Source organism: Kitasatospora sp. NPDC024654 (genome assembly GCF_055559155.1).
The window spans coordinates 95,307-116,790 of record NZ_JBVHLF010000001.1 but is presented as its reverse complement, the minus strand read 5'-3'; the positions used below and the strand labels follow the sequence as shown (position 1 = coordinate 116,790).

23 protein-coding genes are annotated in these 21,484 nt (G+C 70.9%); 12 read left to right on the top strand and 11 right to left on the bottom strand.

The features are described 5' to 3' along the window. The first annotated feature begins 364 nt into the window (after window positions 1-364). The 4 genes from ACZ38L_RS00510 to ACZ38L_RS00495 all read left to right on the top strand — a co-directional run bounded on the left by ACZ38L_RS00510 (window position 365) and on the right by ACZ38L_RS00495 (window position 1,586). Window positions 365-493, top strand: a complete 129-nt coding sequence (locus tag ACZ38L_RS00510) for a hypothetical protein (RefSeq protein WP_465687772.1) — start codon at window positions 365-367, stop codon at window positions 491-493. A 159-nt stretch (window positions 494-652) separates the two neighbouring features. Further along, entirely contained in the window at window positions 653-913 is a 261-nt protein-coding gene (locus ACZ38L_RS00505; RefSeq protein WP_465687770.1) for a hypothetical protein, read from the top strand. Further along, window positions 913-1,182 carry a MafI family immunity protein gene (locus ACZ38L_RS00500; protein ID WP_465687768.1) on the top strand — a complete coding sequence of 90 codons (270 nt, stop codon included), beginning with the start codon at window positions 913-915 and terminating at the stop codon, window positions 1,180-1,182. Before ACZ38L_RS00505 ends, ACZ38L_RS00500 begins: the two co-directional genes overlap by 1 nt. Window positions 1,183-1,328: 146 nt before the next feature. Then, a complete protein-coding gene (locus tag ACZ38L_RS00495) occupies window positions 1,329-1,586 on the top strand; it encodes a hypothetical protein (protein ID WP_465687766.1) in 258 nt (85 codons plus the stop codon). A 97-nt stretch (window positions 1,587-1,683) separates the two neighbouring features. Here ACZ38L_RS00495 and ACZ38L_RS00490 read toward each other — a convergent pair whose 3' ends face one another. From ACZ38L_RS00490 to ACZ38L_RS00455, 8 genes are read right to left on the bottom strand one after another with little or no spacing between them, the layout of a single operon-like run. Beyond that, a complete protein-coding gene (locus ACZ38L_RS00490; RefSeq protein ID WP_465687764.1) occupies window positions 1,684-2,073 on the bottom strand; it encodes a metal-sulfur cluster assembly factor in 390 nt (129 codons plus the stop codon). Between the two features lie 37 nt (window positions 2,074-2,110). Then, window positions 2,111-2,563, bottom strand: a complete 453-nt coding sequence (gene sufU / locus ACZ38L_RS00485; RefSeq protein ID WP_465687762.1) for a Fe-S cluster assembly sulfur transfer protein SufU — start codon at window positions 2,561-2,563, stop codon at window positions 2,111-2,113. Window positions 2,564-2,577: 14 nt separating this feature from the next. After that, a complete protein-coding gene (locus ACZ38L_RS00480) occupies window positions 2,578-3,831 on the bottom strand; it encodes a cysteine desulfurase (RefSeq protein WP_465688015.1) in 1,254 nt (417 codons plus the stop codon). 38 nt (window positions 3,832-3,869) lie between these two features. Next, complete coding sequence (sufC, locus tag ACZ38L_RS00475; protein ID WP_396560141.1) at window positions 3,870-4,634, bottom strand: Fe-S cluster assembly ATPase SufC; 765 nt, start codon at window positions 4,632-4,634, stop codon at window positions 3,870-3,872. A gap of 5 nt (window positions 4,635-4,639) precedes the next feature. Further along, the gene (locus ACZ38L_RS00470; RefSeq protein ID WP_396560139.1) at window positions 4,640-4,957 is read right to left on the bottom strand and encodes a non-heme iron oxygenase ferredoxin subunit; all 318 of its coding nucleotides are present in this window, start codon (window positions 4,955-4,957) and stop codon (window positions 4,640-4,642) included. Next, on the bottom strand, window positions 4,954-6,204 hold the full coding sequence (gene sufD / locus ACZ38L_RS00465; protein WP_465687759.1) for a Fe-S cluster assembly protein SufD: 1,251 nt from the start codon (window positions 6,202-6,204) through the stop codon (window positions 4,954-4,956). Before sufD ends, ACZ38L_RS00470 begins: the two co-directional genes overlap by 4 nt. 57 nt (window positions 6,205-6,261) lie before the next feature. Then, entirely contained in the window at window positions 6,262-7,677 is a 1,416-nt protein-coding gene (sufB, locus tag ACZ38L_RS00460; RefSeq protein WP_396560135.1) for a Fe-S cluster assembly protein SufB, read from the bottom strand. Then, complete coding sequence (locus ACZ38L_RS00455; protein WP_465687757.1) at window positions 7,670-8,533, bottom strand: helix-turn-helix transcriptional regulator; 864 nt, start codon at window positions 8,531-8,533, stop codon at window positions 7,670-7,672. The genes sufB and ACZ38L_RS00455 overlap by 8 nt, the downstream gene beginning before the upstream one ends. Before the next feature lie 164 nt (window positions 8,534-8,697). Here ACZ38L_RS00455 and ACZ38L_RS00450 point away from each other — a divergent pair, with 164 nt between their 5' ends. Both ACZ38L_RS00450 and ACZ38L_RS00445 read left to right on the top strand, forming a co-directional pair. Then, window positions 8,698-9,627, top strand: coding sequence for an ABC transporter ATP-binding protein (locus tag ACZ38L_RS00450; protein WP_465687755.1), 930 nt, complete (start codon window positions 8,698-8,700; stop codon window positions 9,625-9,627). Beyond that, entirely contained in the window at window positions 9,624-10,397 is a 774-nt protein-coding gene (locus ACZ38L_RS00445; RefSeq protein WP_465687753.1) for an ABC transporter permease, read from the top strand. Before ACZ38L_RS00450 ends, ACZ38L_RS00445 begins: the two co-directional genes overlap by 4 nt. Before the next feature lie 98 nt (window positions 10,398-10,495). On the opposite strand, the gene ACZ38L_RS00440 is transcribed toward ACZ38L_RS00445, so the two are convergent. Next, window positions 10,496-11,182 (bottom strand): hypothetical protein, encoded by a 687-nt coding sequence (locus ACZ38L_RS00440; RefSeq protein WP_465687751.1) that lies wholly within the window; start codon window positions 11,180-11,182, stop codon window positions 10,496-10,498. Window positions 11,183-11,538: 356 nt separating this feature from the next. On the opposite strand from ACZ38L_RS00440, the gene ACZ38L_RS00435 reads away from it, so the two are divergent. Further along, window positions 11,539-12,510 carry a COX15/CtaA family protein gene (locus ACZ38L_RS00435; protein WP_465687749.1) on the top strand — a complete coding sequence of 324 codons (972 nt, stop codon included), beginning with the start codon at window positions 11,539-11,541 and terminating at the stop codon, window positions 12,508-12,510. A 108-nt stretch (window positions 12,511-12,618) separates the two neighbouring features. Here ACZ38L_RS00435 and ACZ38L_RS00430 read toward each other — a convergent pair whose 3' ends face one another. Together ACZ38L_RS00430 and ACZ38L_RS00425 are read right to left on the bottom strand one after the other, a co-directional pair. Continuing rightward, a complete protein-coding gene (locus tag ACZ38L_RS00430) occupies window positions 12,619-12,957 on the bottom strand; it encodes a hypothetical protein (RefSeq protein ID WP_465687747.1) in 339 nt (112 codons plus the stop codon). Window positions 12,958-13,145: 188 nt separating this feature from the next. Beyond that, on the bottom strand, window positions 13,146-14,093 hold the full coding sequence (locus tag ACZ38L_RS00425) for a heme o synthase (RefSeq protein ID WP_396560121.1): 948 nt from the start codon (window positions 14,091-14,093) through the stop codon (window positions 13,146-13,148). 452 nt (window positions 14,094-14,545) lie between these two features. Between ACZ38L_RS00425 and tkt the strand changes: the two genes are divergently transcribed. From tkt to pgl, 5 genes are all read left to right on the top strand, one after another. Then, a complete protein-coding gene (gene tkt / locus ACZ38L_RS00420; protein WP_465687744.1) occupies window positions 14,546-16,645 on the top strand; it encodes a transketolase in 2,100 nt (699 codons plus the stop codon). A 94-nt stretch (window positions 16,646-16,739) separates the two neighbouring features. Then, the gene (gene tal, locus ACZ38L_RS00415; RefSeq protein WP_465687742.1) at window positions 16,740-17,885 is read left to right on the top strand and encodes a transaldolase; all 1,146 of its coding nucleotides are present in this window, start codon (window positions 16,740-16,742) and stop codon (window positions 17,883-17,885) included. Between the two features lie 95 nt (window positions 17,886-17,980). Beyond that, a complete protein-coding gene (gene zwf, locus ACZ38L_RS00410) occupies window positions 17,981-19,504 on the top strand; it encodes a glucose-6-phosphate dehydrogenase (protein WP_396560699.1) in 1,524 nt (507 codons plus the stop codon). Further along, entirely contained in the window at window positions 19,501-20,610 is a 1,110-nt protein-coding gene (gene opcA / locus ACZ38L_RS00405; protein WP_465687740.1) for a glucose-6-phosphate dehydrogenase assembly protein OpcA, read from the top strand. Before zwf ends, opcA begins: the two co-directional genes overlap by 4 nt. Continuing rightward, the gene (gene pgl / locus ACZ38L_RS00400; RefSeq protein ID WP_396560114.1) at window positions 20,607-21,386 is read left to right on the top strand and encodes a 6-phosphogluconolactonase; all 780 of its coding nucleotides are present in this window, start codon (window positions 20,607-20,609) and stop codon (window positions 21,384-21,386) included. Before opcA ends, pgl begins: the two co-directional genes overlap by 4 nt. The last annotated feature ends 98 nt before the right edge of the window (window positions 21,387-21,484 follow it).

The window sequence follows — 21,484 nt, the reverse complement described above, 5'->3', positions numbered from 1 at the left end:
GCGAGCCGGGACAGCCCTACGACGCGGCGAGTCGAGGGCCGGCAGGGCACACGTGGAAGCGCCACGCTCGACCGCGACCGCCAAGTGCCCGCCGAAGCGCTGCGTGCGGGGACGGCCCGACCGGTTTCCGGCCGGCCCGTCCCTGCCTCTCATGTGCCGCAGGAGACGAAACACGGCAGACGACGAAGCAAGGCACCGGACACATGACAGTTCCCTCGGGCGAAGCTCGCCCGCTCCAGTGGTTCACCGGCCCCCCGGCGGCGCTCGACCTGCTCAGGCAGGCTGCCACTCGCGCCAAGGTGGCTCTCTCTCCCGACATTCCCCCCCCACAGCCGACGAGGCATGGGACCTGGCCTCCGCCCTCATGACGCTCCTGATGAAGATCGGCCTTGAGGACGACCGCCCGAACGCGATCGGCCACCTCATCGAATCACTGATCGACAGCCTTGCGGTGTACTACGACACCGACGACGAGGAGGATGAGGGCGAGTGAGCTGACGACTCGCCCGCCCAGCACATGGAGGCCCCGGACGCCGGAACCCGAGATCGGTCCGGGGCCTTTCGCACTGGTGGGCAGCGGACGGTTTCAAAGCGCTGGCACAGGTGAGCGCCTGACCGCCCGAGGACCGAAAACGGTTGCAGCGATGGCCACATGTTCCCGGGAAACCCGACCGAGACGGTCTTCCCCCAGTCGTGGCCCGCAGGCGACACAATGGAATCCATCTCCGACATCGCCACGGATCCCACTGGCCGCCGCGAGGGTGGCGGCCCCGGTGGGTCCGACCTGACGAGAAGGAGGAACCTCGACACGTCCAAGGTCTACGGTGTGCGAAACGGCATCTGCATCCGCGTCGCGCTGGAACCGGCCCGCCGCGGTATCGTCAGTGGCTTCCCTGACCCAGGAGCCTGTTGATGCTGGTTGAGAACAAACTGCGTAAGCTGGCCACCACACTCGCCACGCACGTTCCCGCGCATGCGGTGCAGGATTACCTCACCTATGTGGAGGCGGACGAGGCCGAGCTGGGACTAGGCGTCCTCTGCGACTTCCTCTCTGATGAGGAGGAACCGCTCACCCCACCAGAAGTGGGCCTGATCCTCGAACTCATCCAGGCTCTCGGGCTACCGGCCAGGTACACCCAATGCGTCGAGGAGCGCACGGTCGTGTCCCGCCGAGTGGTGTAGCCGATCTTGCCTCAAAGCTTCACAGGTGCGCAGCTGCCGGGAGACCGGACGGCGCCCTCGGACTGAAGCCCACAGGCTGACGCCTTGTCAGCCCAGACTGCGTTCCCGAAGCCGGGATTCCGGTCCTGAACTGCGCTTTTGCCGCCTTGATCGGCTACACCACTCGGTGGGACACCATCCGAGCTTGCGCCCGGCTGCCTGACCAACGCGGTGTCCAACGCTCCTGGCGGATTCCGCTCCTGCCACACCGGCTCGCCTGCCTACAGCACCCCGACGACCCGCAGCTGCTGCAGGAAGCGGACGCCGACCTCTACAACTTGGGCCCCGCCTGGGACGACATCGCCGAGGCCCTCGAAGCACGGGCCGCGCGGCTGGACGGACTCTCCGGGCGGGCACCCTCCTGACCACGGCGCGCCGGCCATCGCCCCCGGGCAGCACAGAAGCGGGTGTCCCGACCGGCTGACGCCGTTCGGGGCACCCGCTTCCGTCGGAACACCGCGCTCAGACGTTGAAGCCCAGCGCCCGCAGCTGCTCGCGACCGTCGTCGGTGATCTTGTCCGGGCCCCACGGGGGCATCCAGACCCAGTTGATCCGGAGGTCCTTGACCAGGCCGTCGGTGGCGGTCTTGGCCTGGTCCTCGATGACGTCGGTCAGCGGGCAGGCCGCCGAGGTGAGCGTCATGTCGATGGTGGCCACGTCGGCCTCGTCGATGTGGATGCCGTAGATCAGGCCCAGGTTGACGACGTCGATGCCCAGCTCGGGGTCGACGACGTCCATCAGGGCCTCGGTCAGGTCCTCGACGGACACCGTACCGGCGGTGGTGCCGACGATGCCGACGGGACCCTCGGCCTCCGTGGCCGCGGCGGGGGTGCCGGGGTCGGTCTCGCTCATGGAATGTTCCTCTTCAACTTCGAGACTTCGAGAGTGGTCACTCGGTGACGGCGGGCTGCTGGGCGAGCGCCTTGGCGGTGGCGTCCTTCCAGGCCATCCAGCTCAGCAGGGCGCACTTGACCCGGGCGGGGTACTTGGAGACGCCGGCGAAGGCGACCGCGTCCTCCAGCAGGTCCTCGTCACCGTCGCTCTGGCCCTTGCTCTGCATCAGCTCCAGGAACGCCTCCTGGACGGCCCGCGCGTCGCCGACCGTCTTGCCGACCACCAGGTCGTTCAGCACCGAGGCGCTGGCCTGGCTGATCGAGCAGCCCTGCGACTCGTAGCTGATGTCCGCGACCACCGGGCCGTCCAGCCGCACCCGCAGGGTGATCTCGTCACCACAGGTCGGGTTGACGTGGTGCACTTCGGCGTCACCGTCCCGCAGCCCCTTGCCGTGCGGGTTGCGGTAGTGGTCCAGGATGATCTCCTGGTACATGGAGTCGAGCTTCATGTCACCGTCACCCTTCAGCCGAAGAAGTTGCGGACGTGGTGCAGGCCGTCGATGAGCTGGTCCACCTCGGCCGGCGTCGAGTACAGGTAGAACGACGCCCGGGTGGTCGCCGGAATTCCGTACCGCAGGCAGACCGGCCGCGCGCAGTGGTGGCCGACCCGGACCGCGATGCCCTGCTCGTCCAGGACCTGGCCGACGTCGTGCGGGTGGATGTCGCCGAGCACGAACGAGATCGCCGCGCCGCGGTCCACCGCCGTACGCGGGCCGATGATCCGCAGGTCCGGGATCTCCTGGAGGCGCCCGATGGCGTACTCGGTGATCACGTGCTCGTGCGCCGCGACCTTGTCCATGCCGACCGCGCTGAGGTAGTCGATCGCCGCGCCGAGCCCGACCGCCTGGGCGATCGGCGGCGTGCCGGCCTCGAACTTGTGCGGCGCCGGGGCGTAGGTGGACGAGCCCATGGTGACGGTCTCGATCATCTCGCCGCCGCCCAGGAACGGCGGGAGGTCCTCCAGCAGCTCCTGACGGCCCCAGAGCACGCCGATGCCGGTCGGGCCGAGCATCTTGTGCCCGGTGAAGGCGACGAAGTCGGCGCCCAGCGCCTGCACGTCCAGCACCATGTGCGGGGCGGCCTGCGAGGCGTCGATCAGCACCAGCGCGCCGACGTCCTGGGCCCGCCGGACGATCTCCTCGACCGGGTTGACGGTGCCCATCAGGTTGGAGACCAGCGTGAACGAGACGACCTTGGTCTTCTCGGTGATCAGCTGCTCGATGTCGGAGAGGTCGAGCCGGCCCTCGTCGGTGAGCCCGAACCACTTCAGCTTCGCGCCGGTCCGCTGCGCCAGCAGCTGCCACGGCACGATGTTGGAGTGGTGCTCCATCTCGGTGATCACGATCTCCGAGTCGGCGTCCACCCGGTACGGCTCGTCCGCCCAGCCCAGCATGTTGGCAACGAGGTTGAGAGACTCCGAGGCGTTCTTGGTGAAGATCACCTCGTCCCGGCTCGGCGCGTTGACGAACGCCGCGACCTTGTCCCGGGCGCCCTCGTACAGCGCCGTGGCCTCCTCGGCCAGCACGTGCACGCCACGGTGCACGTTGGCGTTGTGCTGCTCGTAGTACGCGTTGAGCGCGTCCAGCACCTGCCGGGGCTTCTGCGAGGTCGCCGCGTTGTCCAGGTAGACCAGCGGCTTGCCGTCGTGCAGCACCCGCTGCAGCACCGGGAAGTCCTTGCGAATCGCGTCGCCGAACTCCTGGGCCGCGCTGAGCAGGCCGGCCGACACCGTGTGCGCCGAGCCAGGATGGATTGTCACTCGGAAGCGCCGCCCTTCACATATGCCTCGTAGCCCTCGTTCTCCAGCTTGTCGGCCAGCTCGGCACCGCCGGACTCGACGATCCGGCCGGCCGCGAAGACGTGAACGTGGTCGGGCTTGATGTACCGCAGGATGCGGGTGTAGTGGGTGACCAGCAGGGTGCCGACCTCGCCGGTCGAACGGACCCGGTTGATGCCCTCGGAGACGATCCGCAGCGCGTCGACGTCCAGGCCGGAGTCGGTCTCGTCGAGGATCGCGATCTTCGGCTTGAGCAGCTCCAGCTGGAGGATCTCGTGCCGCTTCTTCTCACCGCCGGAGAAGCCCTCGTTGACGTTGCGCTCGGCGAAGGCCGGGTCCATCTGGAGCGCCGCCATGGCCTCCTTGACCTCCTTCACCCAGGTGCGCAGCTTGGGGGCCTCGCCCCGGACCGCGGTGGCCGCGGTGCGCAGGAAGTTGGAGACCGAGACGCCGGGGACCTCGACCGGGTACTGCATCGCCAGGAAGACACCGGCCCGGGCCCGCTCGTCGACCGACATCGCGAGCACGTCCTCGCCGTCCAGCAGCACCTCACCCTTGGTGACGGTGTACTTGGGGTGGCCGGCCAGCGAGTACGCCAGGGTGGACTTGCCCGAGCCGTTGGGGCCCATGATGGCGTGGGTCTCGCCCTGCTTCACGGTCAGGTCGACGCCGCGCAGGATCTCGCGGGGGCCGCCCTCGGCTTCGACGGAGACGTGCAGGTCACGGATTTCAAGCGTTGCCATGGGGCTCAGGACTCCTGGGTGACGGAGACGAGCACTTCGTCCCCTTCGATCTTTACGGGGTAAACGGGAACCGGCCTGGTGGCGGGCAGCCCGGACGGCTTGCCGGTGCGCAGGTCGAAGGTGGACCCGTGCAGCCAGCACTCGATCCGGCAGTCCTCGACCTCGCCCTCGGAGAGCGAGACGTTGGCGTGCGAGCAGATGTCGTGGATCGCGAACACCTCACCCTCGGTGAGGACGATCGACACCGGGACGCCGTTCAGCTCCACGCGCTTGGGGGTGTCCTCCGCCAAGTCGCTCATCGCACACGCGCGGACGTAGCTCATGCGACGTTCGCTTCCAGCTCGGCCTCGATCTTCTCCATCAGCTGGTCGTGGATCTCGGCCACGCCGATCTGCTGGACCAGCTCGGCGAAGAAGCCGCGGACCACCAGGCGGCGGGCCTCCTCCTCCGGGATGCCACGGGCCTGCAGGTAGAAGAGCTGCTCGTCGTCGAAGCGGCCGGTCGCCGAGGCGTGGCCGGCGCCGACGATCTCGCCGGTCTCGATCTCCAGGTTGGGGATCGAGTCGACCCGGGCACCGTCGGTGAGCACCAGGTTGCGGTTGTGCTCGTAGGTGTCGGTGCCCTCGGCGGCGGCGCGGATCAGCACGTCGCCGACCCAGACCGCGTGCGCCTCGCTGCCCTGCAGCGCGCCCTTGTAGACCACGTTGGACCGGCAGTGCGGGGTGTCGTGGTCGATCTGCAGGCGGTGCTCCAGGTGCTGGCCGGCGTCCGCGAAGTAGAGGCCGAACAGCTCGGCCTCGCCACCGGTGGCCGCGTAGGTGACCCGCGGGTGGATCCGGACCAGGTCGCCGCCGAAGGTGACCACCACGGACTTGAAGGAGGCGTCCCGGCCGACCAGCGCGGTCTGCTGGGCGACGTGCACCGCGTCCCGCTCCCAGTCCTGCACCGAGACGAAGGTGAGCTTGGCGCCGTCGCCGACCAGCAGCTCGACGTTGGCGGCCCGGGTACCGGAGCCGGTGTGGTTGAGCACCACGACGGCCTCGGCGAACGGCTTGACGTCGATCACCACGTGCGCGAAGCGGGTGCCGCCGGCGGCCTGCACGTCGATCCGGACCGGCTCGGTGAGCACGGTCTCCTTGGGCACGGTCACCACCAGGGCCTGCTCGAAGGCGCTGTAGGCCTGGGCGGCGACCCGGTCGACCGGCTTGCCGGCCCGGCCGAGGCGCTCGTCGTCGCGGCCGACCGTCTCGGCGGTGACCCCGTCCGGCAGGCTCAGCTCGACCTTGTCCTCGCCGGTCGCGGCCGCGGCGGCGGTGCCGTCGTGCAGGCCGGCCAGGCGGTGCAGCGGGGTGAACCGCCAGTCCTCCTCGCGGCCGGTCGGCACCGGGAAGTCGGCGACGTCGTACGACGGCTTGACCGCGACCCGGGCGTCGATCGGCTGCCGGACGGCGGCCCGGCCGGTGCCGGGACCGGCCAGCTGCGCGCCGGCGCCGGCCGTCCCGACCTCGATCGAACCCGCGGTGGTGGAGCCGGGGGTGGTGCTTCCTGCGATGTTGCTGGCGTCAGCCATGGCTGTCGTGGTGCTCTCTTCCTCAAAGTTGGACGGTGGACTGCGTGCGGCCTGGCGTCAGCCGACGGAGCCCTCCATCTGCAGCTCGATCAGCCGGTTGAGCTCCAGCGCGTACTCCATCGGCAGCTCCCGGGCGATCGGCTCGACGAAGCCGCGGACGATCATCGCCATCGCCTCGAACTCGGTCATGCCGCGGCTCATCAGGTAGAAGAGCTGGTCCTCGCTGACCTTGGAGACGGTCGCCTCGTGGCCCATCGACACGTCGTCCTCGCGGACGTCCACGTACGGGTAGGTGTCCGAGCGGGAGATCGTGTCGACCAGCAGCGCGTCGCAGAGCACGTTGGACTTGGCGCCCTTGGAGCCCTCGCCGATCTCGATCAGACCGCGGTAGCTGGTCCGGCCGCCGCCGCGCGCCACCGACTTGGAGACGATGTTGGAGGAGGTGTTCGGCGCCATGTGCACCATCTTGGCGCCGGCGTCCTGGTGCTGGCCCTCGCCCGCGAAGGCGATCGACAGGGTCTCGCCCTTGGCGTGCTCACCCATCAGGTAGACGGCCGGGTACTTCATGGTGACCTTGGAGCCGATGTTGCCGTCGACCCACTCCATGGTCGCGCCCTCGTACGCCACGGCCCGCTTGGTGACCAGGTTGTAGACGTTGTTCGACCAGTTCTGGATCGTCGTGTAGCGGCAGCGGCCGCCCTTCTTGACGATGATCTCGACCACGGCGCTGTGCAGCGAGTCCGAGGAGTAGATCGGCGCGGTGCAGCCCTCGACGTAGTGGACGTAGGCGTCCTCGTCGACGATGATCAGCGTCCGCTCGAACTGGCCCATGTTCTCGGTGTTGATCCGGAAGTAGGCCTGCAGCGGGATGTCCACGTGCACGCCCTTCGGCACGTAGATGAACGAGCCGCCGGACCAGACCGCCGTGTTCAGCGAGGCGAACTTGTTGTCGCCGGGCGGGATCACGGTGCCGAAGTACTCGTGGAAGAGCTCCGGGTGCTCCTTGAGCGCGGTGTCCGTGTCGAGGAAGATCACGCCCTGCTGCTCCAGGTCCTCGCGGATCTGGTGGTAGACGACCTCGGACTCGTACTGCGCGGCGACACCAGCGACCAGACGCTGCTTCTCCGCCTCCGGGATACCGAGCTTGTCGTACGTCGCCTTGATGTCGGCGGGCAGGTCCTCCCAGGACTCGGCCTGCTTCTCGGTGGAGCGCACGAAGTACTTGATGTTGTCGAAGTCGATGCCGGAGAGGTCGGAACCCCAGGTCGGCATGGGCTTCTTCTCGAACAGCTTCAGGCCCTTGAGCCGCAGGTTGAGCATCCACTCCGACTCGGACTTCTTGGCCGAGATGTCGCGGACGACCTCCTCGCTCAGGCCGCGTCGAGCCACCGAGCCGGCCGCGTCGGGGTCCGACCAGCCGTACTCGTAGGTGCCCAGACCTTCGAGCTCCGGGTGGGAAACGGTGTCAGTCATGCGGGTTCCTCCGCGCGGACGCAGTCGGTTCTTCGGTGGTCGTACCGGCAGTCGGCGCTGCACCGGAGTCCGCTTCGGGCGCGGGCGACGGTGCGGCACCGGGTGCCGGCACATAAGTGGTGCAGACCCCGTCGCCGTGGGCGATGGTGGCCAGCCGTTGCACATGGGTGCCCAGGAGCTGGGAGAAGACCTCGGTCTCCGCCTCGCAGAGCTGGGGGAACTGCTCGGCGATGTGCGCGACCGGGCAGTGGTGCTGGCAGAGCTGGGCGCCGGCGGGGGAGCTTGGGCCCGCCTTCCCGGACGCCGACGGGACACGCCGCACCGTGGCAGCGTACCCGTCGGCACTCAGGGCCTGCGCGAGCGCCTCGGTGCGCTGGCCGGCCGCGGCCCGCTCCAGCACGCTGAGGTAGCGCTCGCCCTGCCGGCCGAAGCGGGCCCGGGCGAAGGCGGCCACCGCCTCCTCCCCCGCCTTGCCGCCGCCGGCCGCCTCGGCGATCCAGCGCAGCGCGTCGGCGGCGAGCTGGTCGTACGCCTGGTAGAAGGCGTCCCGGCCGCACTCGGTGAGCGCGAAGACCTTGGCCGGACGGCCCCGGCCACGACTGCCGTAGACCCGCTGCTCGCGGGACTCGACCAGGCCGGCCGCGGCAAGCCCGTCCAGATGGCGGCGGACCGCGGCGGCGGTGAGGCCGAGCCGGCTGGCCAGATCGGCGGCGGAGGAGGGGCCGTGGTCCAGGATCGACCGGGCGACCCGGTCCCGGGTGGCCCGGTGCCCGTCCAGCAGCACCTCCGCCGAGGTCGCGGGCACCGGAAAATCGGGGGCCGCCTCGGCCTCCGTCTCCCGCTGGCGCTCGCGCATGTTTTTCACAACACCATTGTTGCGTAATTACTTCCGGTCCAACAAGCCGTGATCCACGCCTCAACCGTGGGCTCCATCACGCAGGTAAGGCTTACCTGCGTGATGGAACGGATCATTCGGGGCACCCTCCGGAGCGGGCACGGCGGCCTCTTACACTCGCCGATATGCACACACAACCCGCGGTCGAAGTGGCCGGGCTGGTCAAGCGCTACGGCACGAAGACCGCGGTGGACGGCCTCGACCTGACCATCGCGCGCGGCACCGTCACCGCCGTGCTCGGCCCGAACGGCGCCGGCAAGACCACCACCATCGAGACCTGCGAGGGCTACCGCCGCCCGGACGCCGGCACGGTCCGGGTGCTCGGCCTCGACCCGGTCGCGGACGCCGCCCGGCTGCGCCCCCGGATCGGCGTGATGCTCCAGGCGGGCGGCGTGTACCCGGGGGCGCGCGCCGTCGAGATGCTCCGGCACACCGCCAGGCTGCACGCCCACCCGCTGGACGTGGACGCCCTGGTCGAACGGCTCGGCCTCGGCTCCTGCGACCGGACCACCTACCGCCGGCTCTCCGGCGGCCAGCAGCAGCGGCTCGCCCTGGCGATGGCCGTGGTCGGCCGCCCCGAGCTGGCCTTCCTGGACGAGCCGACCGCGGGCCTCGACCCGCAGGCCCGCCGCGCCACCTGGGAGCTGATCGCCGACCTGCGCCGGGACGGGGTGACCGTGGTGGTCACCACCCACTACCTGGACGAGGCCGAACAGATCTGCGACGTGGTCAACATCGTCGACCACGGCCGGGTGATCGCCACCGGCAGCCCGGAGGAGCTCTGCCGGGGCGGCGCCGAGAGCAGCCTGCACTTCGACGGCCCACCCGGACTCGACCTCGGCTCGCTCACCAAGGTGCTGCCGGACGGCGCGGCCGCGGTGGAGCTGGCCCCCGGCTCGTACCGGGTACAGGCGACCCCGATGGACCCCAAGCTGGTCGCCCTGGTGACCGGCTGGTGCGCCGAGTCCGGCGTGCTGCCCGAGAAGCTGACGGTGCAGCGCCGCAGCCTCGAAGACGTCTTCCTCGAACTGACCGGACGGGAGCTGCGCTCGTGACCACTCCAGGGACCTACACCCCCGAGCCCGGGGCGGCCCCGGTCGGGCGGATGCTGCTGGCGCAGACCGGCTTCGAGACCCGGATGCTGCTGCGCAACGGCGAACAGCTGCTGCTCACCGTGGTGATCCCGACCGTGCTGCTGGTGCTGTTCAGCTCGGTCGACGTGGTCGCGGTGACCGGACCGGGCAGCCGGGTGGACTTCCTGGCCCCCGGGCTGCTGGCACTCGCCGTGATGTCCACCGCCTTCACCGGCCAGGCGATCGCCACCGGCTTCGAGCGCCGCTACGGCGTGCTCAAGCGGCTCGGCGCCAGCCCGCTGCCGCGCTGGGCACTGCTCACCGCGAAGACCGGCTGCGTGCTGGTGACCGAGGCGCTGCAGGTCACCCTGCTCTCGCTGATCGCGCTGGCGCTCGGCTGGTCCCCGCACGGCAACCCGCTCACCGTCGTGGCCCTGTTGGTGCTCGGCACCGCCGCCTTCTCCGGCCTCGGGCTGCTGATGGCCGGCACCCTGCGCGCCGAGGCCACCCTGGCCGCCGCCAACCTGGTCTTCATCCTGCTGCTGCTGGCCGGCGGGGTGATCGTGCCGCTCTCCAAGTTCCCCTCGGCGGTGCGGAGCGCCCTCGAGCTGCTGCCGATCAGCGCCCTCTCGGACGGCCTGCGCTCGGTGCTGCAGACCGGCGCCGGGGTGCCCTGGTCCGACCTGGGCACGCTGGCCGTCTGGGCCGTGCTGGGCCTGGCCGCGGCGGCCCGCTTCTTCCGCTGGGAGTAGGCCCACCGATACGCGGAAGGCGGGGGGGGGGGGGGGGGGGCCCCCCCCCCCCCCCCCCCCGCCTTCCTGTCGTCTACCTCAGTTCACTCCCCGACGGCTCAGTGCCGACCGGCCGCCCGGCGACGACGGCTCATGAAGACCAGCCCACCGCCGACGACGATCACGGCGGCACCCACGCCACCGATCAGGCCCGCGTCACCGCCACCACCGGTGAACGCCAGCGACGGCGAGGTGCTGCTCGGCGAGGGCACCGGCGCGGCCGTGGTCGGCGCGACCGAGGCCGGAGCCGACGGGCTCGGGGTCGGCGAGCTCGGCGGGGTCGTGGAGGCGCTCGGCGACGGAGCCGGGGCCGACTGCGACGGGGACGGCGGAGGCGGGGTCGGCGAGGACGGCGGCGTGGGCGAGGACGGCGGGGTCGGCGTCTGGCAGACGTCGATGTTCGCGCTCTTCGTCACGGTCCAGCCCTTGCTCCCGGTCGGGTCGTCCCCGGCCTTCACGGAGAGGACGGCCGTCTCGGCCTGGGTGTGCGCCGCCACCGGGTAGGTCTGGTGGACAGCGGTCTTGAACGACTGGTTGTCCACCACCGTCTGCCCATCGATGGTGAGCGAGAACGTGTTCGTCGCACTGGCGTCGTAGTAGTTGAGGTCAATCGTGACCACGCTGCAGGTCGCGCTGATCGCAGCCGTGTGCGCCGACGCCGTACCGGCCATCAGCCCCGTGCCGGCCACCGCAGCCACCGCGGCAGCCGCGAGCCCTCGGCGGGATACCCACCCCTGTCGTGCCATACCCATGATCCTTCCGAACGAGCCTATGCGGCACCGGCGTTGACGGTCCGTCATGACCACCGGCGGCATCCGATTCCGGGGACTCTACCGGCACCCGCGCCGGCGCTCCCCCACCAGGAACGGCCGGATCAGGCCTGGCGGTTCATCTACGGACATGCTGGAACAGCCCATCACAACTCCCACCTCGGGCAACAGCAGTTCGTCAGAAAAAAGTCGCGTTCATCACAACTGTTCACATGATCAAGGGAATGGAGATCAAAAAGGATCACCAAGGGCTCAAATCCGGTCAGCCGGATGAACACCAGGACCTGTGCCCCCACCGCAAGATCGTGGACCTCGCAACCTAGGATGAATCCGTGCGTACCCCCTTCTCCCTGCTGGCCGAGCGCTGGCACCCGTCCGTCGAGGTGGTGCGGCGGGCCGCGCTCGCCGCGCTGGTGATGAGCGTCGTGATCGTGGTGACCGGTGGCGCGGTCCGGCTGACCGGATCGGGCCTCGGCTGCAAGACCTGGCCGACCTGTACCGGGGACAGCGTCACGCCGACGCCGGCCATGGGCTTCCACGGGATCATCGAGTTCACCAACCGGATGCTGACCTACGTGCTGTGCGCGGCGGTCGGCTGGGCCATCCTGGCGGCGCGCTGCGCGACGCCGTGGCGGCGGTCGCTGACCCGGCTGGGCTGGTGGCAGTTCTGGGTGGTGATGAGCAACGCCGTGCTCGGCGGGATCACCGTGCTGGTCAAGCTCAACCCGTACGTGGTCGCCGCGCACATGCTGTCGGCGCTGGCCCTGGTCTGGGTCGCGCTGCTGACCTGGGAGCGGGCCAAGGAGGGCGACGGGCCGCCCCGGCCGCTGGTCGCCCAACCCGTGCTCCGGCTGAGCCAGCTGCTGGTCGGCGTCACCGGCGCGCTGGTGGTCGCCGGCACGATGGTGACCGGCGCCGGGCACCACCCGGGCGACTCCAGCGACGTGCCGCGGGTCCCGGTCAGCTACGACCGGCTGGCCCAGCTGCACACCGACTTCGCCTGCCTCACGGTCGGCCTGTCACTCGCGGTGATCTTCGTGCTGGCCGCGGTCAAGGCCCCGCCGGCCGCCCGGGCCCGGGCCCGGGAGCTGTTCGTCGTGCTGCTCGCGCAGGCCGCGGTGGGCTTCGTGCAGTACTTCACCGACGCGCCCGAGCTGCTGGTCGGTATCCACATGCTGGGCGCCGCGCTGACCTGGATCGCCGTGCTGCGGATCCCGCTGGCGCTGCGCGCCCGGGAGGACGTCGAGGCTCCGGCCGCGCTGCCCGCGCAGGAGATCCCGGAAACCGCCGCCACCCCGGCCTGAGGCAACGGACGACGGCGGACCACCGACGACGGCGGACGAACGACGTACCAACGGACGACGGCCCTGACCCCACCGCACCTGGGGGTCAGGGCCGTCGGCGTACCGGCCTCAGCCGCCGAGCTGGATGCCCGCCATGCGCTTCCACTCGTACGGACCGGTCCGCACCTTCAGGGCGAGCTCGCCCTCGAAGGAGTCGTGCAGCGTCAGCCCGGCCAGCTCGGCGGCCCGCCGGCCGACGGCGTAGCTCGGGGCCACCTGGTCGCCCCAGACACCGTCCGCGCCGACCAGGACGATCCGGGTGCCCACCCGGCCGACGTACTCCACCACGCCGTCGGCGCCACCGCCGTGCTGCCGGGCGAAGGCGGTCAGGTGCTTGGCGATGCGCTGGGCGCGGCGCTCGGTGCGGGCGTCCGACGCGGCGGGGGCGGGGGTCTCTGCGCTGCTCATGCCCGCATGCTACCCACGAGTAGACGCCACGGCGACAGCTGGGCGATGTGCCCCCGGCCACAGCCCGCCGACGCCCCCGGAGACGGCGCCCCCGGGACGCGGGACGCCCCCGGACCCACCGCGGCCCCGGCGCTGCGGGAGCGCCGGGGCCGGGGGCGAACGGTCGAACGACCTACTTGCCGGACGACCTACTTGATGAACGGGTCCACCGCGATCGCCACCATCAGCAGCGTCAGGTAGGTGATCGACCAGTGGAAGAGCCGCATCTCCTTGAGCTTCGCGCCGACCACCCCGGCCTTGGCGCGCGCGTGCAGCCCGTGCGCCTCCTTCAGCCAGAACGCGCCGAGCAGCACCGCGGAGACCGGGTACAGCCAGCTGGTGTGCGCCAGCGGCCAGAGCAGCAGCGAGACGCCGACCATCACCCAGGAGTAGATGACGATCTGCCGGGCGACCGCCAGGTTGCCGGCGGTGACCGGGAGCATCGGCACCCCGGCCTTCTCGTAGTCCTCGCGGACCTTCATGGAGAGCGGCCAGTAGTGCGGCGGCGTCCAGAAGAAGATCACCAGGAAGAGGATGAACGGCGCCCAGCCCAGCGAGTCCTTGACCGCCGCCCAGCCGACCAGCACCGGCATGCAGCCCGCGATGCCGCCCCAGACGATGTTCTGCGCGGTCCGCCGCTTCAGCCCGAGGGTGTAGACGAAGACGTAGAAGAGCAGCCCCGCCAGGGCCAGCCCGGAGGCCAGCCAGTTGACGAAGTAGGCCAGCCAGGCGGTGGACAGCACGGCGAGGCTGATCCCGAAGACCACCGCCTCGCGCGGCGAGACCATCCCGGTGACCAGCGGCCGGCGCTCGGTGCGCGACATCACCGCGTCGATGTCCCGGTCGATGTACATGTTCAGCGCGTTGGCGCCACCGGCCGAGAGGTACCCGCCGATCACCACGGCGAGGACCAGCAACAGGTTCGGCACGCCGCGCTGCGCCAGGAACATCACCGGCACGGTGCTCATCAGCAGCAGCTCGATGATCCGAGGCTTGGTCAGTGCGACGAATGCCCCGACACGGGCCCCGAGCGGCCGGCGCGCGGGCGTCGTTCCGAGGACCCCGGCGGGGCGGGATTCGACGGCGGTCACGAACACCCCAACTGAAGATGAATCTTCGCAGGCGTCCACGGGTCGATTGCTCGTGAATCCGTTCACGCTGCGCGTACCACGCCACCTTAGACGGTGCATATCTCCCGCCCGGCCCCGGGGTCCGATGACGGGGCCAAGCCGCACACCCGTGGGTGAACTCCCCAGCTCACCAAGGAGCGGCCGGCGACAAATCGGGCGAAGGTGGTACGAGGGGCGGGCGGCGGCAGGCCTCGGCACGCCGTCGGCACCGCCTCCGACACGAACGGGAATCGCCGCGCGGGCCTCGCGGTTGCCCCGGCACGGGGGGGCGGGCCCCGGCCCGGGCGGTAGGCTCGCTCGGAGAAGCGGGATCAACCCTCCGTGACCGGCACCGCCCAAACGTCTGGTCCACAGCGACGTGGCCGACCCGGTCCCCTTCACGGGGTCACACTTCAGTAATGGAAGGAGCCCTGAGAAGGGTGAGCACGACGCCGACGAACGCTATCGAGTGGACCGAGCTGGACGAGCGGACGGTGGACACGGCCCGGGTCCTGGCCATGGACGCGGTCCAGAAGGTCGGCAACGGGCACCCGGGGACGGCCATGTCCCTCGCCCCCGCGGCCTACCTCATCTTCCAGCGCTTCCTGCGCCACGACCCGACCGACCCCAGCTGGGTGGGACGCGACCGCTTTGTCCTCTCCCCGGGCCACACCAGCCTGACCCTCTACACCCAGCTCTTCTTCTCCGGCTACGGCCTGGAGCTGGACGACCTCAAGTCGTTCCGGGTGCACGGCAGCCGCACCCCGGGCCACCCCGAGCACGGCCACACCGCGGGCGTGGAGACCACCACCGGCCCGCTCGGCCAGGGCATCGCCAACGCGGTGGGCATGGCGATGGCCGCCCGCTACGAGCGCGGCCTGTTCGACCCGGAGGCCGCCCCCGGCACCTCCCCGTTCGACCACACCATCTGGGCCATCGTCTCGGACGGTGACCTGGAGGAGGGCATCTCCGCCGAGGCCTCCTCGCTCGCCGGCCACCAGCGGCTCGGCAACCTGGTCGCGCTCTACGACGACAACCACATCTCGATCGAGGGCGACACCCAGACCGCCTTCTCCGAGGACGTGCTGGCCCGCTACGAGGCCTACGGCTGGCACGTCCAGCGGGTGGCCCCGAAGGACAACGGCGACATCGACGTCCAGGCGCTGGCCGACGCGCTGGCCGCCGCCAAGGCGGAGACCTCGCGGCCGTCCATGATCGCCATGCGGACGATCATCGCCTGGCCGGCCCCGGACGCCCAGAACACCGCCAAGGCCCACGGTTCGGCGCTGGGCGCGGCCGAGATCGCCGCGACCAAGAAGGTGCTCGGCTTCGACCCGGAGCGGACCTTCGAGGTCAGCGAGGAGGTGCTCGCGCACGCCCGCCAGGTGATCAAGCGTGGCAAGGCCGCCCACGCCGAGTGGGACGAGTCCTACCTGGCCTGGCGCGCCGCCAACGCCGAGCGGGCCGCCGAGTTCGACCGGATCGAGGCCGGCGAGCTGCCCGAGGGCTGGAAGAAGCAGCTCCCGGTCTTCCCGGCCGGCAAGGACGTGGCCACCCGCAAGGCCAGCGGCGAGTCGCTCAAGGCGCTCGGCGCGGTGATCCCGGAGCTGTGGGGCGGCTCGGCCGACCTCGCCGAGTCCAACCTCACCACGATCGACGAGGACAGCTCCTTCCTGCCCGAGGGCAACGCCCTGAAGTCGGCCAGCCCGTACGGCCGGACCATCCACTTCGGCATCCGCGAGCACGCCATGGGCTCGACCATGAACGGCATCGCGCTGCACGGCAAGACCCGGATCTACGGCGGCACCTTCCTGGTCTTCGCCGACTACATGCGCCCGGCGGTCCGGCTGGCCGCGCTGATGAAGCTGCCGGTCACCTACGTCTGGACGCACGACTCGATCGGCCTCGGCGAGGACGGCCCGACCCACCAGCCGGTGGAGCAGCTGGCCGCGCTGCGCGCCATCCCGGGTCTGTCGATGGTCCGCCCGGCCGACGCCAACGAGACCGCGGTCGCCTGGCGCACCATCCTGGAGCGCCACACCACCCACCCCGGCCCGGTCGGCCTGGCCCTCACCCGGCAGAACGTGCCGACCTACGACCGCGAGGTCTTCGGCTCCGCCGAGGGCACCGCGAAGGGCGGTTACGTGCTGGCCGAGGCGTCCAACGGGGTGCCGCAGGTGATCCTGATCGGCACCGGCTCCGAGGTGCAGCTCGCGGTCAAGGCCCGCGAGACCCTGGAGGCCGAGGGCATCGCCACCCGGGTGGTCTCGATGCCGTCGATCGAGTGGTTCAACGAGCAGGACCAGGCCTACCGCGACCACGTGCTGCCCCCGAGCGTCAAGGCCCGGGTCTCGGTCGAGGCCGGCATCGCCCAGGGCTGGCGCGAGCTGGTCGGCGACCACGGCGCGATCATCAGCCTGGAGCACTTCGGCGCCTCCGCCGACTACCAGGTGCTGTTCCAGGAGTTCGGCATCACCGCCGAGGCCGTCACGCACGCCGCGCACAAGTCGCTGCGTTCGCTGGAAGCCGTCAACCGCTGAACCCCCGGCCGCGCACCCGCCGGTCGGATCCCGGGTGCGCGGCCTGCCCGCCCCACAGACGCAAACCGATGTGAACAAAAGAGGACTGAGCACCATGACTGACGCACTGAAGCGCCTCAGCGACGAAGGCGTGGCGATCTGGCTGGACGACCTGAGCCGCGCCCGGCTGAACTCCGGCAACCTGGCCGAGCTGGTGCAGAGCAAGCACGTGGTGGGTGTGACCACCAACCCGACCATCTTCCAGAAGGCGATCGCCGGCAGCGGCGACACCTCCTACGACGGCCAGCTGCGCGACCTCGCGGTCCGCAAGGTCAGCACGGACGAGGCCGTCCGCATGATCACCACCTCGGACGTCCGGGACGCCGCCGACGTGCTGCGCCCGGTCTACGACGCCAGCAACGGCCGGGACGGCCGGGTCTCCATCGAGGTCGACCCGCGCCTCGCCCACCAGACCGCGCCGACCGTGGCCGAGGCCAAGCAGCTCTGGTGGCTGGTGGACCGCCCCAACGTGTTCATCAAGATCCCCGCCACCAAGGCCGGCCTGCCCGCCATCACCGAGGTGATCTCCAAGGGCATCAGCGTCAACGTCACGCTGATCTTCTCGCTGGACCGCTACAAGGCCGTCATCGACGCCTACCTGACCGGCCTGGAGCAGGCGAAGGCCAAGGGCATCGACCTCTCCTCGATCGAGTCGGTCGCCTCCTTCTTCGTCTCCCGGGTCGACACCGAGATCGACAAGCGCCTGGACGCGCTCGGCGGCAACACCAAGGAGCTGCGTTCCAAGGCCGCGCTGGCCAACGCCCGCCTGGCCTACCAGGCCTACGAGGAGGTCTTCGGCTCGGTGGACGGCAAGAAGCCGGCCGGCGAGCGCTGGAAGGCCCTGGAGGCGGCCGGTGCCAAGCCGCAGCGCCCGCTCTGGGCCTCCACCGGCGTCAAGGACCCGGCCCTGCCGGACACCCTGTACGTGACCGAGCTGGTCGCCCCCGGCACCGTCAACACCATGCCCGAGGCCACCCTGGACGCCACCGGCGACCACGGCGAGGTCATCGGCGACACCGTCACCGGCGGCTACGCCGAGGCGAAGGCCGTGCTGGACGCGCTGGCCGCGGCCGGCGTGGACTACGACGACGTGGTCCAGGTGCTGGAGGACGAGGGCGTGAGCAAGTTCGAGGTCTCCTGGCAGGAGCTGCTCGACACGGTCACCGCGTCGCTCGCCTCGTTCGCGGCCGAGAGCAACTGACCCCGGCTCACCTCACGCACTGAAAGCGGAGACCACCAGTGAGCAATCCACAGGAATTCCCCGACCTCATCGGGGCCTCGGAGGGGCAGGCCGACCTGCTGCCGCCGAACCCGCTGCGCGACCCGGCCGACCGCCGGCTGCCCCGGATCGCCGGACCGTCCGGTCTGGTGATCTTCGGGGTCACCGGCGACCTGTCGCGCAAGAAGCTGATGCCGGCCATCTACGACCTGGCCAACCGCGGTCTGCTGCCGCCGGGCTTCGCCCTGGTGGGCTTCGCCCGCCGGGAGTGGGAGGACGAGGACTTCGCGCAGGTCGTGCACGACGCCGTCAAGCAGCACGCCCGCACCCCCTTCCGCGAGGAGGTCTGGGAGCAGCTGGCCAAGGGCATGCGGTTCGTCCAGGGCACCTTCGACGACGACGAGGCCTTCGAGACCCTGCGCCGGACCATCGAGGACCTCGACAAGGCGCAGGGCACCAGCGGCAACTTCGCGTTCTACCTCTCGGTGCCGCCGAAGTTCTTCCCCAACGTGGTCCAGCAGCTCAAGAAGCACGGGCTGGCCGACCCGCCGCCGGGATCCTGGCGACGGGCCGTGATCGAGAAGCCGTTCGGACACGACCTGAAGAGCGCTCAGGAGCTCAACAAGGTCGTGCACGAGGTCTTCCCGCGCGACGAGGTCTTCCGGATCGACCACTACCTGGGCAAGGAGACCGTCCAGAACATCCTGGCGCTGCGGTTCGCCAACACCATGTTCGAGCCGATCTGGAACCGGTCCTACGTGGACCACGTGCAGATCACCATGGCCGAGGACATCGGGATCGGCGGCCGGGCCGGGTACTACGACGGCATCGGCTCGGCCCGGGACGTGATCCAGAACCACCTGCTCCAGCTGATGGCGCTCACCGCCATCGAGGAGCCGGCCTCGTTCCACCCGAAGGCCCTGGTCGCCGAGAAGCTCAAGGTGCTCAGCGCCGTGGAGCTGCCCAAGGACCTCGGCCTGCACACCGTGCGCGCCCAGTACTCGGCCGGCTGGCAGGGCGGCGAGGAGGTGGTCGGGTACCTGGACGAGGAGGGCATCAACCCCAGCTCCAAGACCGACACCTACGCGGCGATCAAGCTGGAGATCAACAACCGGCGCTGGGCGGGCGTGCCGTTCTACCTGCGCACGGGCAAGCGGCTGGGCCGCCGGGTCACCGAGATCGCGGTGGTCTTCCAGCGCGCGCCCTACCTGCCGTTCGACGCCTACGCCACCGAGGAGCTGGGGCAGAACGCCCTGGTCATCCGGGTGCAGCCGGACGAGGGCGTGACCGTCCGGTTCGGCTCCAAGGTGCCCGGCACCTCGATGGAGGTCCGCGACGTCACGATGGACTTCGCCTACGGCGAGTCCTTCACCGAGTCCAGCCCGGAGGCGTACGAGCGGCTCATCCTGGACGTGCTGCTGGGCGACGCCAACCTCTTCCCGCGGCACCAGGAGGTCGAGCTCTCCTGGCAGATCCTCGACCCGATCGAGAAGTACTGGGACTCCCACGGCCGGCCGGCGCAGTACTCCGCCGGCACCTGGGGCCCGACCGAGGCGGACGAGATGCTCGCACGAGACGGCAGGAGCTGGCGCCGGCCATGAAGATCGACCTGACGGACACCACGTCCAGCAAGATCAACAGTGCTCTGATGGACGCCCGGCGGGCCAGCGGCTCGACCGCCGCCGGGATGGTCCTCACCCTGGTCATCGTGGTCGACGAGGGCAGCGCGTACGACGCCCTGCGGTCGGCCAACGACGCCTCCCGTGAGCACCCCTCGCGGATCCTCGCGGTGATCAAGCGGGCCGGGCGCTCGCCGCGCGCCCGCGCCGGGACCCGGCTCGACGCCGAGATCCTGGTCGGTTCGGACACCGGCCCGGGCGAGACGGTGATCCTGCGGATGCACGGCGAGCTGGCCTCGCACGCGCAGTCCGTGGTGCTGCCGCTGCTGCTGCCGGACGCCCCGGTGGTGGTCTGGTGGCCCGAGAACGCCCCGGAGAAGGCCGCGCAGGACCCGCTCGGGGCGCTCGCCCAGCGCCGGATCACCGACGCGGTGACCGCCGAGTCCCCGGTGGACCAGCTGGCCCTGCTGGCCGCCGGCTACACCCCCGGCGACACCGACCTGGCCTGGACCCGGATCACCGGCTGGCGCTCGATGCTGGCCGCCGCGCTGGACCAGCGGCCTTCCAAGATCACCTCGGCGGTGGTCGAGGGCGAGTCGTACAACCCCAGCGTGGAACTGCTCGGGATGTGGTTGGCCAACCGGCTCTCCGTCCCGGTCGAGCGGGTGGTCACCAATGGCCCGGGCATCACCGCGGTGCGGCTGCGCAGCAAGGACGGCGAGTTCGTGCTCGACCGCAAGGACGGGCTGATGGGCACCCTGTCCATCCCCGGCGCGCCGGACCGGATCGTGGCGCTCAAGCGGCGGGAGACCGCCGAGCTGATCGCCGAGGAGCTGCGCCGGCTCGACCCGGACGACATCTACGCCTCGGCGGTGCGGACCGGCGTCGACCGGCTCAGCGAGCCCGGTGCGGACGCGCCCGAGGCCAAGGCCGCTCCGGCGGCCAAGAGCGCGACCGTGGTCGAGGCCGCGGTGGCCACCCCCCGGGTGACCGCCAAGGTGCCGGCCGCCGCGAAGAAGTCGGCCACCAAGAAGAGCGCCAAGGCCGTCACGAAGAAGGCCGCTCCCCGCAAGCGGAGCGCCGGATGAGCCCGGTACCGCAGCTGGTGGTGCACCGCGACAAGGAGCTGATGGCCCAGGCGGCCGCCGCCCGACTGATCACCAAGATCGTCGACGCGCAGTCCGCCCGGGGCTCGGCCTCCGTGGTGCTCACCGGCGGCCGCAACGGCAACGCGCTGCTCGCCGCCATCGCCGCCGCCCCGGCCCGGGACGCGGTGGACTGGTCGCGGCTGGACCTGTGGTGGGGCGACGAGCGCTTCGTGCCCGCCGCGGACCCGGAGCGCAACGCCGTCCAGGCCGCCGACGAGCTGCTCGACCGGGTCCCGCTCGACCCGGCCCGGGTGCACGCGATGCCCGCCTCGGACGGCGTGGACGGCACGGACGTGGAGGCCGCCGCCGCGCGGTACGCCGAGGAGCTGGCGAATGCCGCCGGTCCCGAGGACCACGCCCGGGTGCCGGCCTTCGACGTGCTGCTGCTCGGCGTCGGCCCGGACACCCACGTCGCCTCGCTCTTCCCCGAGCACCCCGGCGTGCGGGAGACCGCGCGCACGGTGGTCGGTGTGCGCGGGGCGCCGAAGCCGCCGCCCACCCGGATCTCGCTGACCCTCCCGGCCATCCGGGCGGCCCGCGAGGTCTGGCTGCTGGCGGCCGGCGAGGACAAGGCCGACGCGGTGGCGCTGGCCCTCTCCGGCCCGGGCGAGCTGCAGGCCCCGGCCTCCGGCGCGCGCGGCACCAGCCGCACGCTCTGGCTGCTGGACCGCGCGGCGGCGAGCAAGCTCCCGCCGCAGCTCCACCCGCAGTCCTAGCCCGTCGGGGGGGGGGGGGGGGGCCCCCCCCCCCCCCCCCCCCACGAGGGGGGAGTAAAGGCCCCGGGGGTGCGGGGGGAAAAAAGGGGACCAAAAAA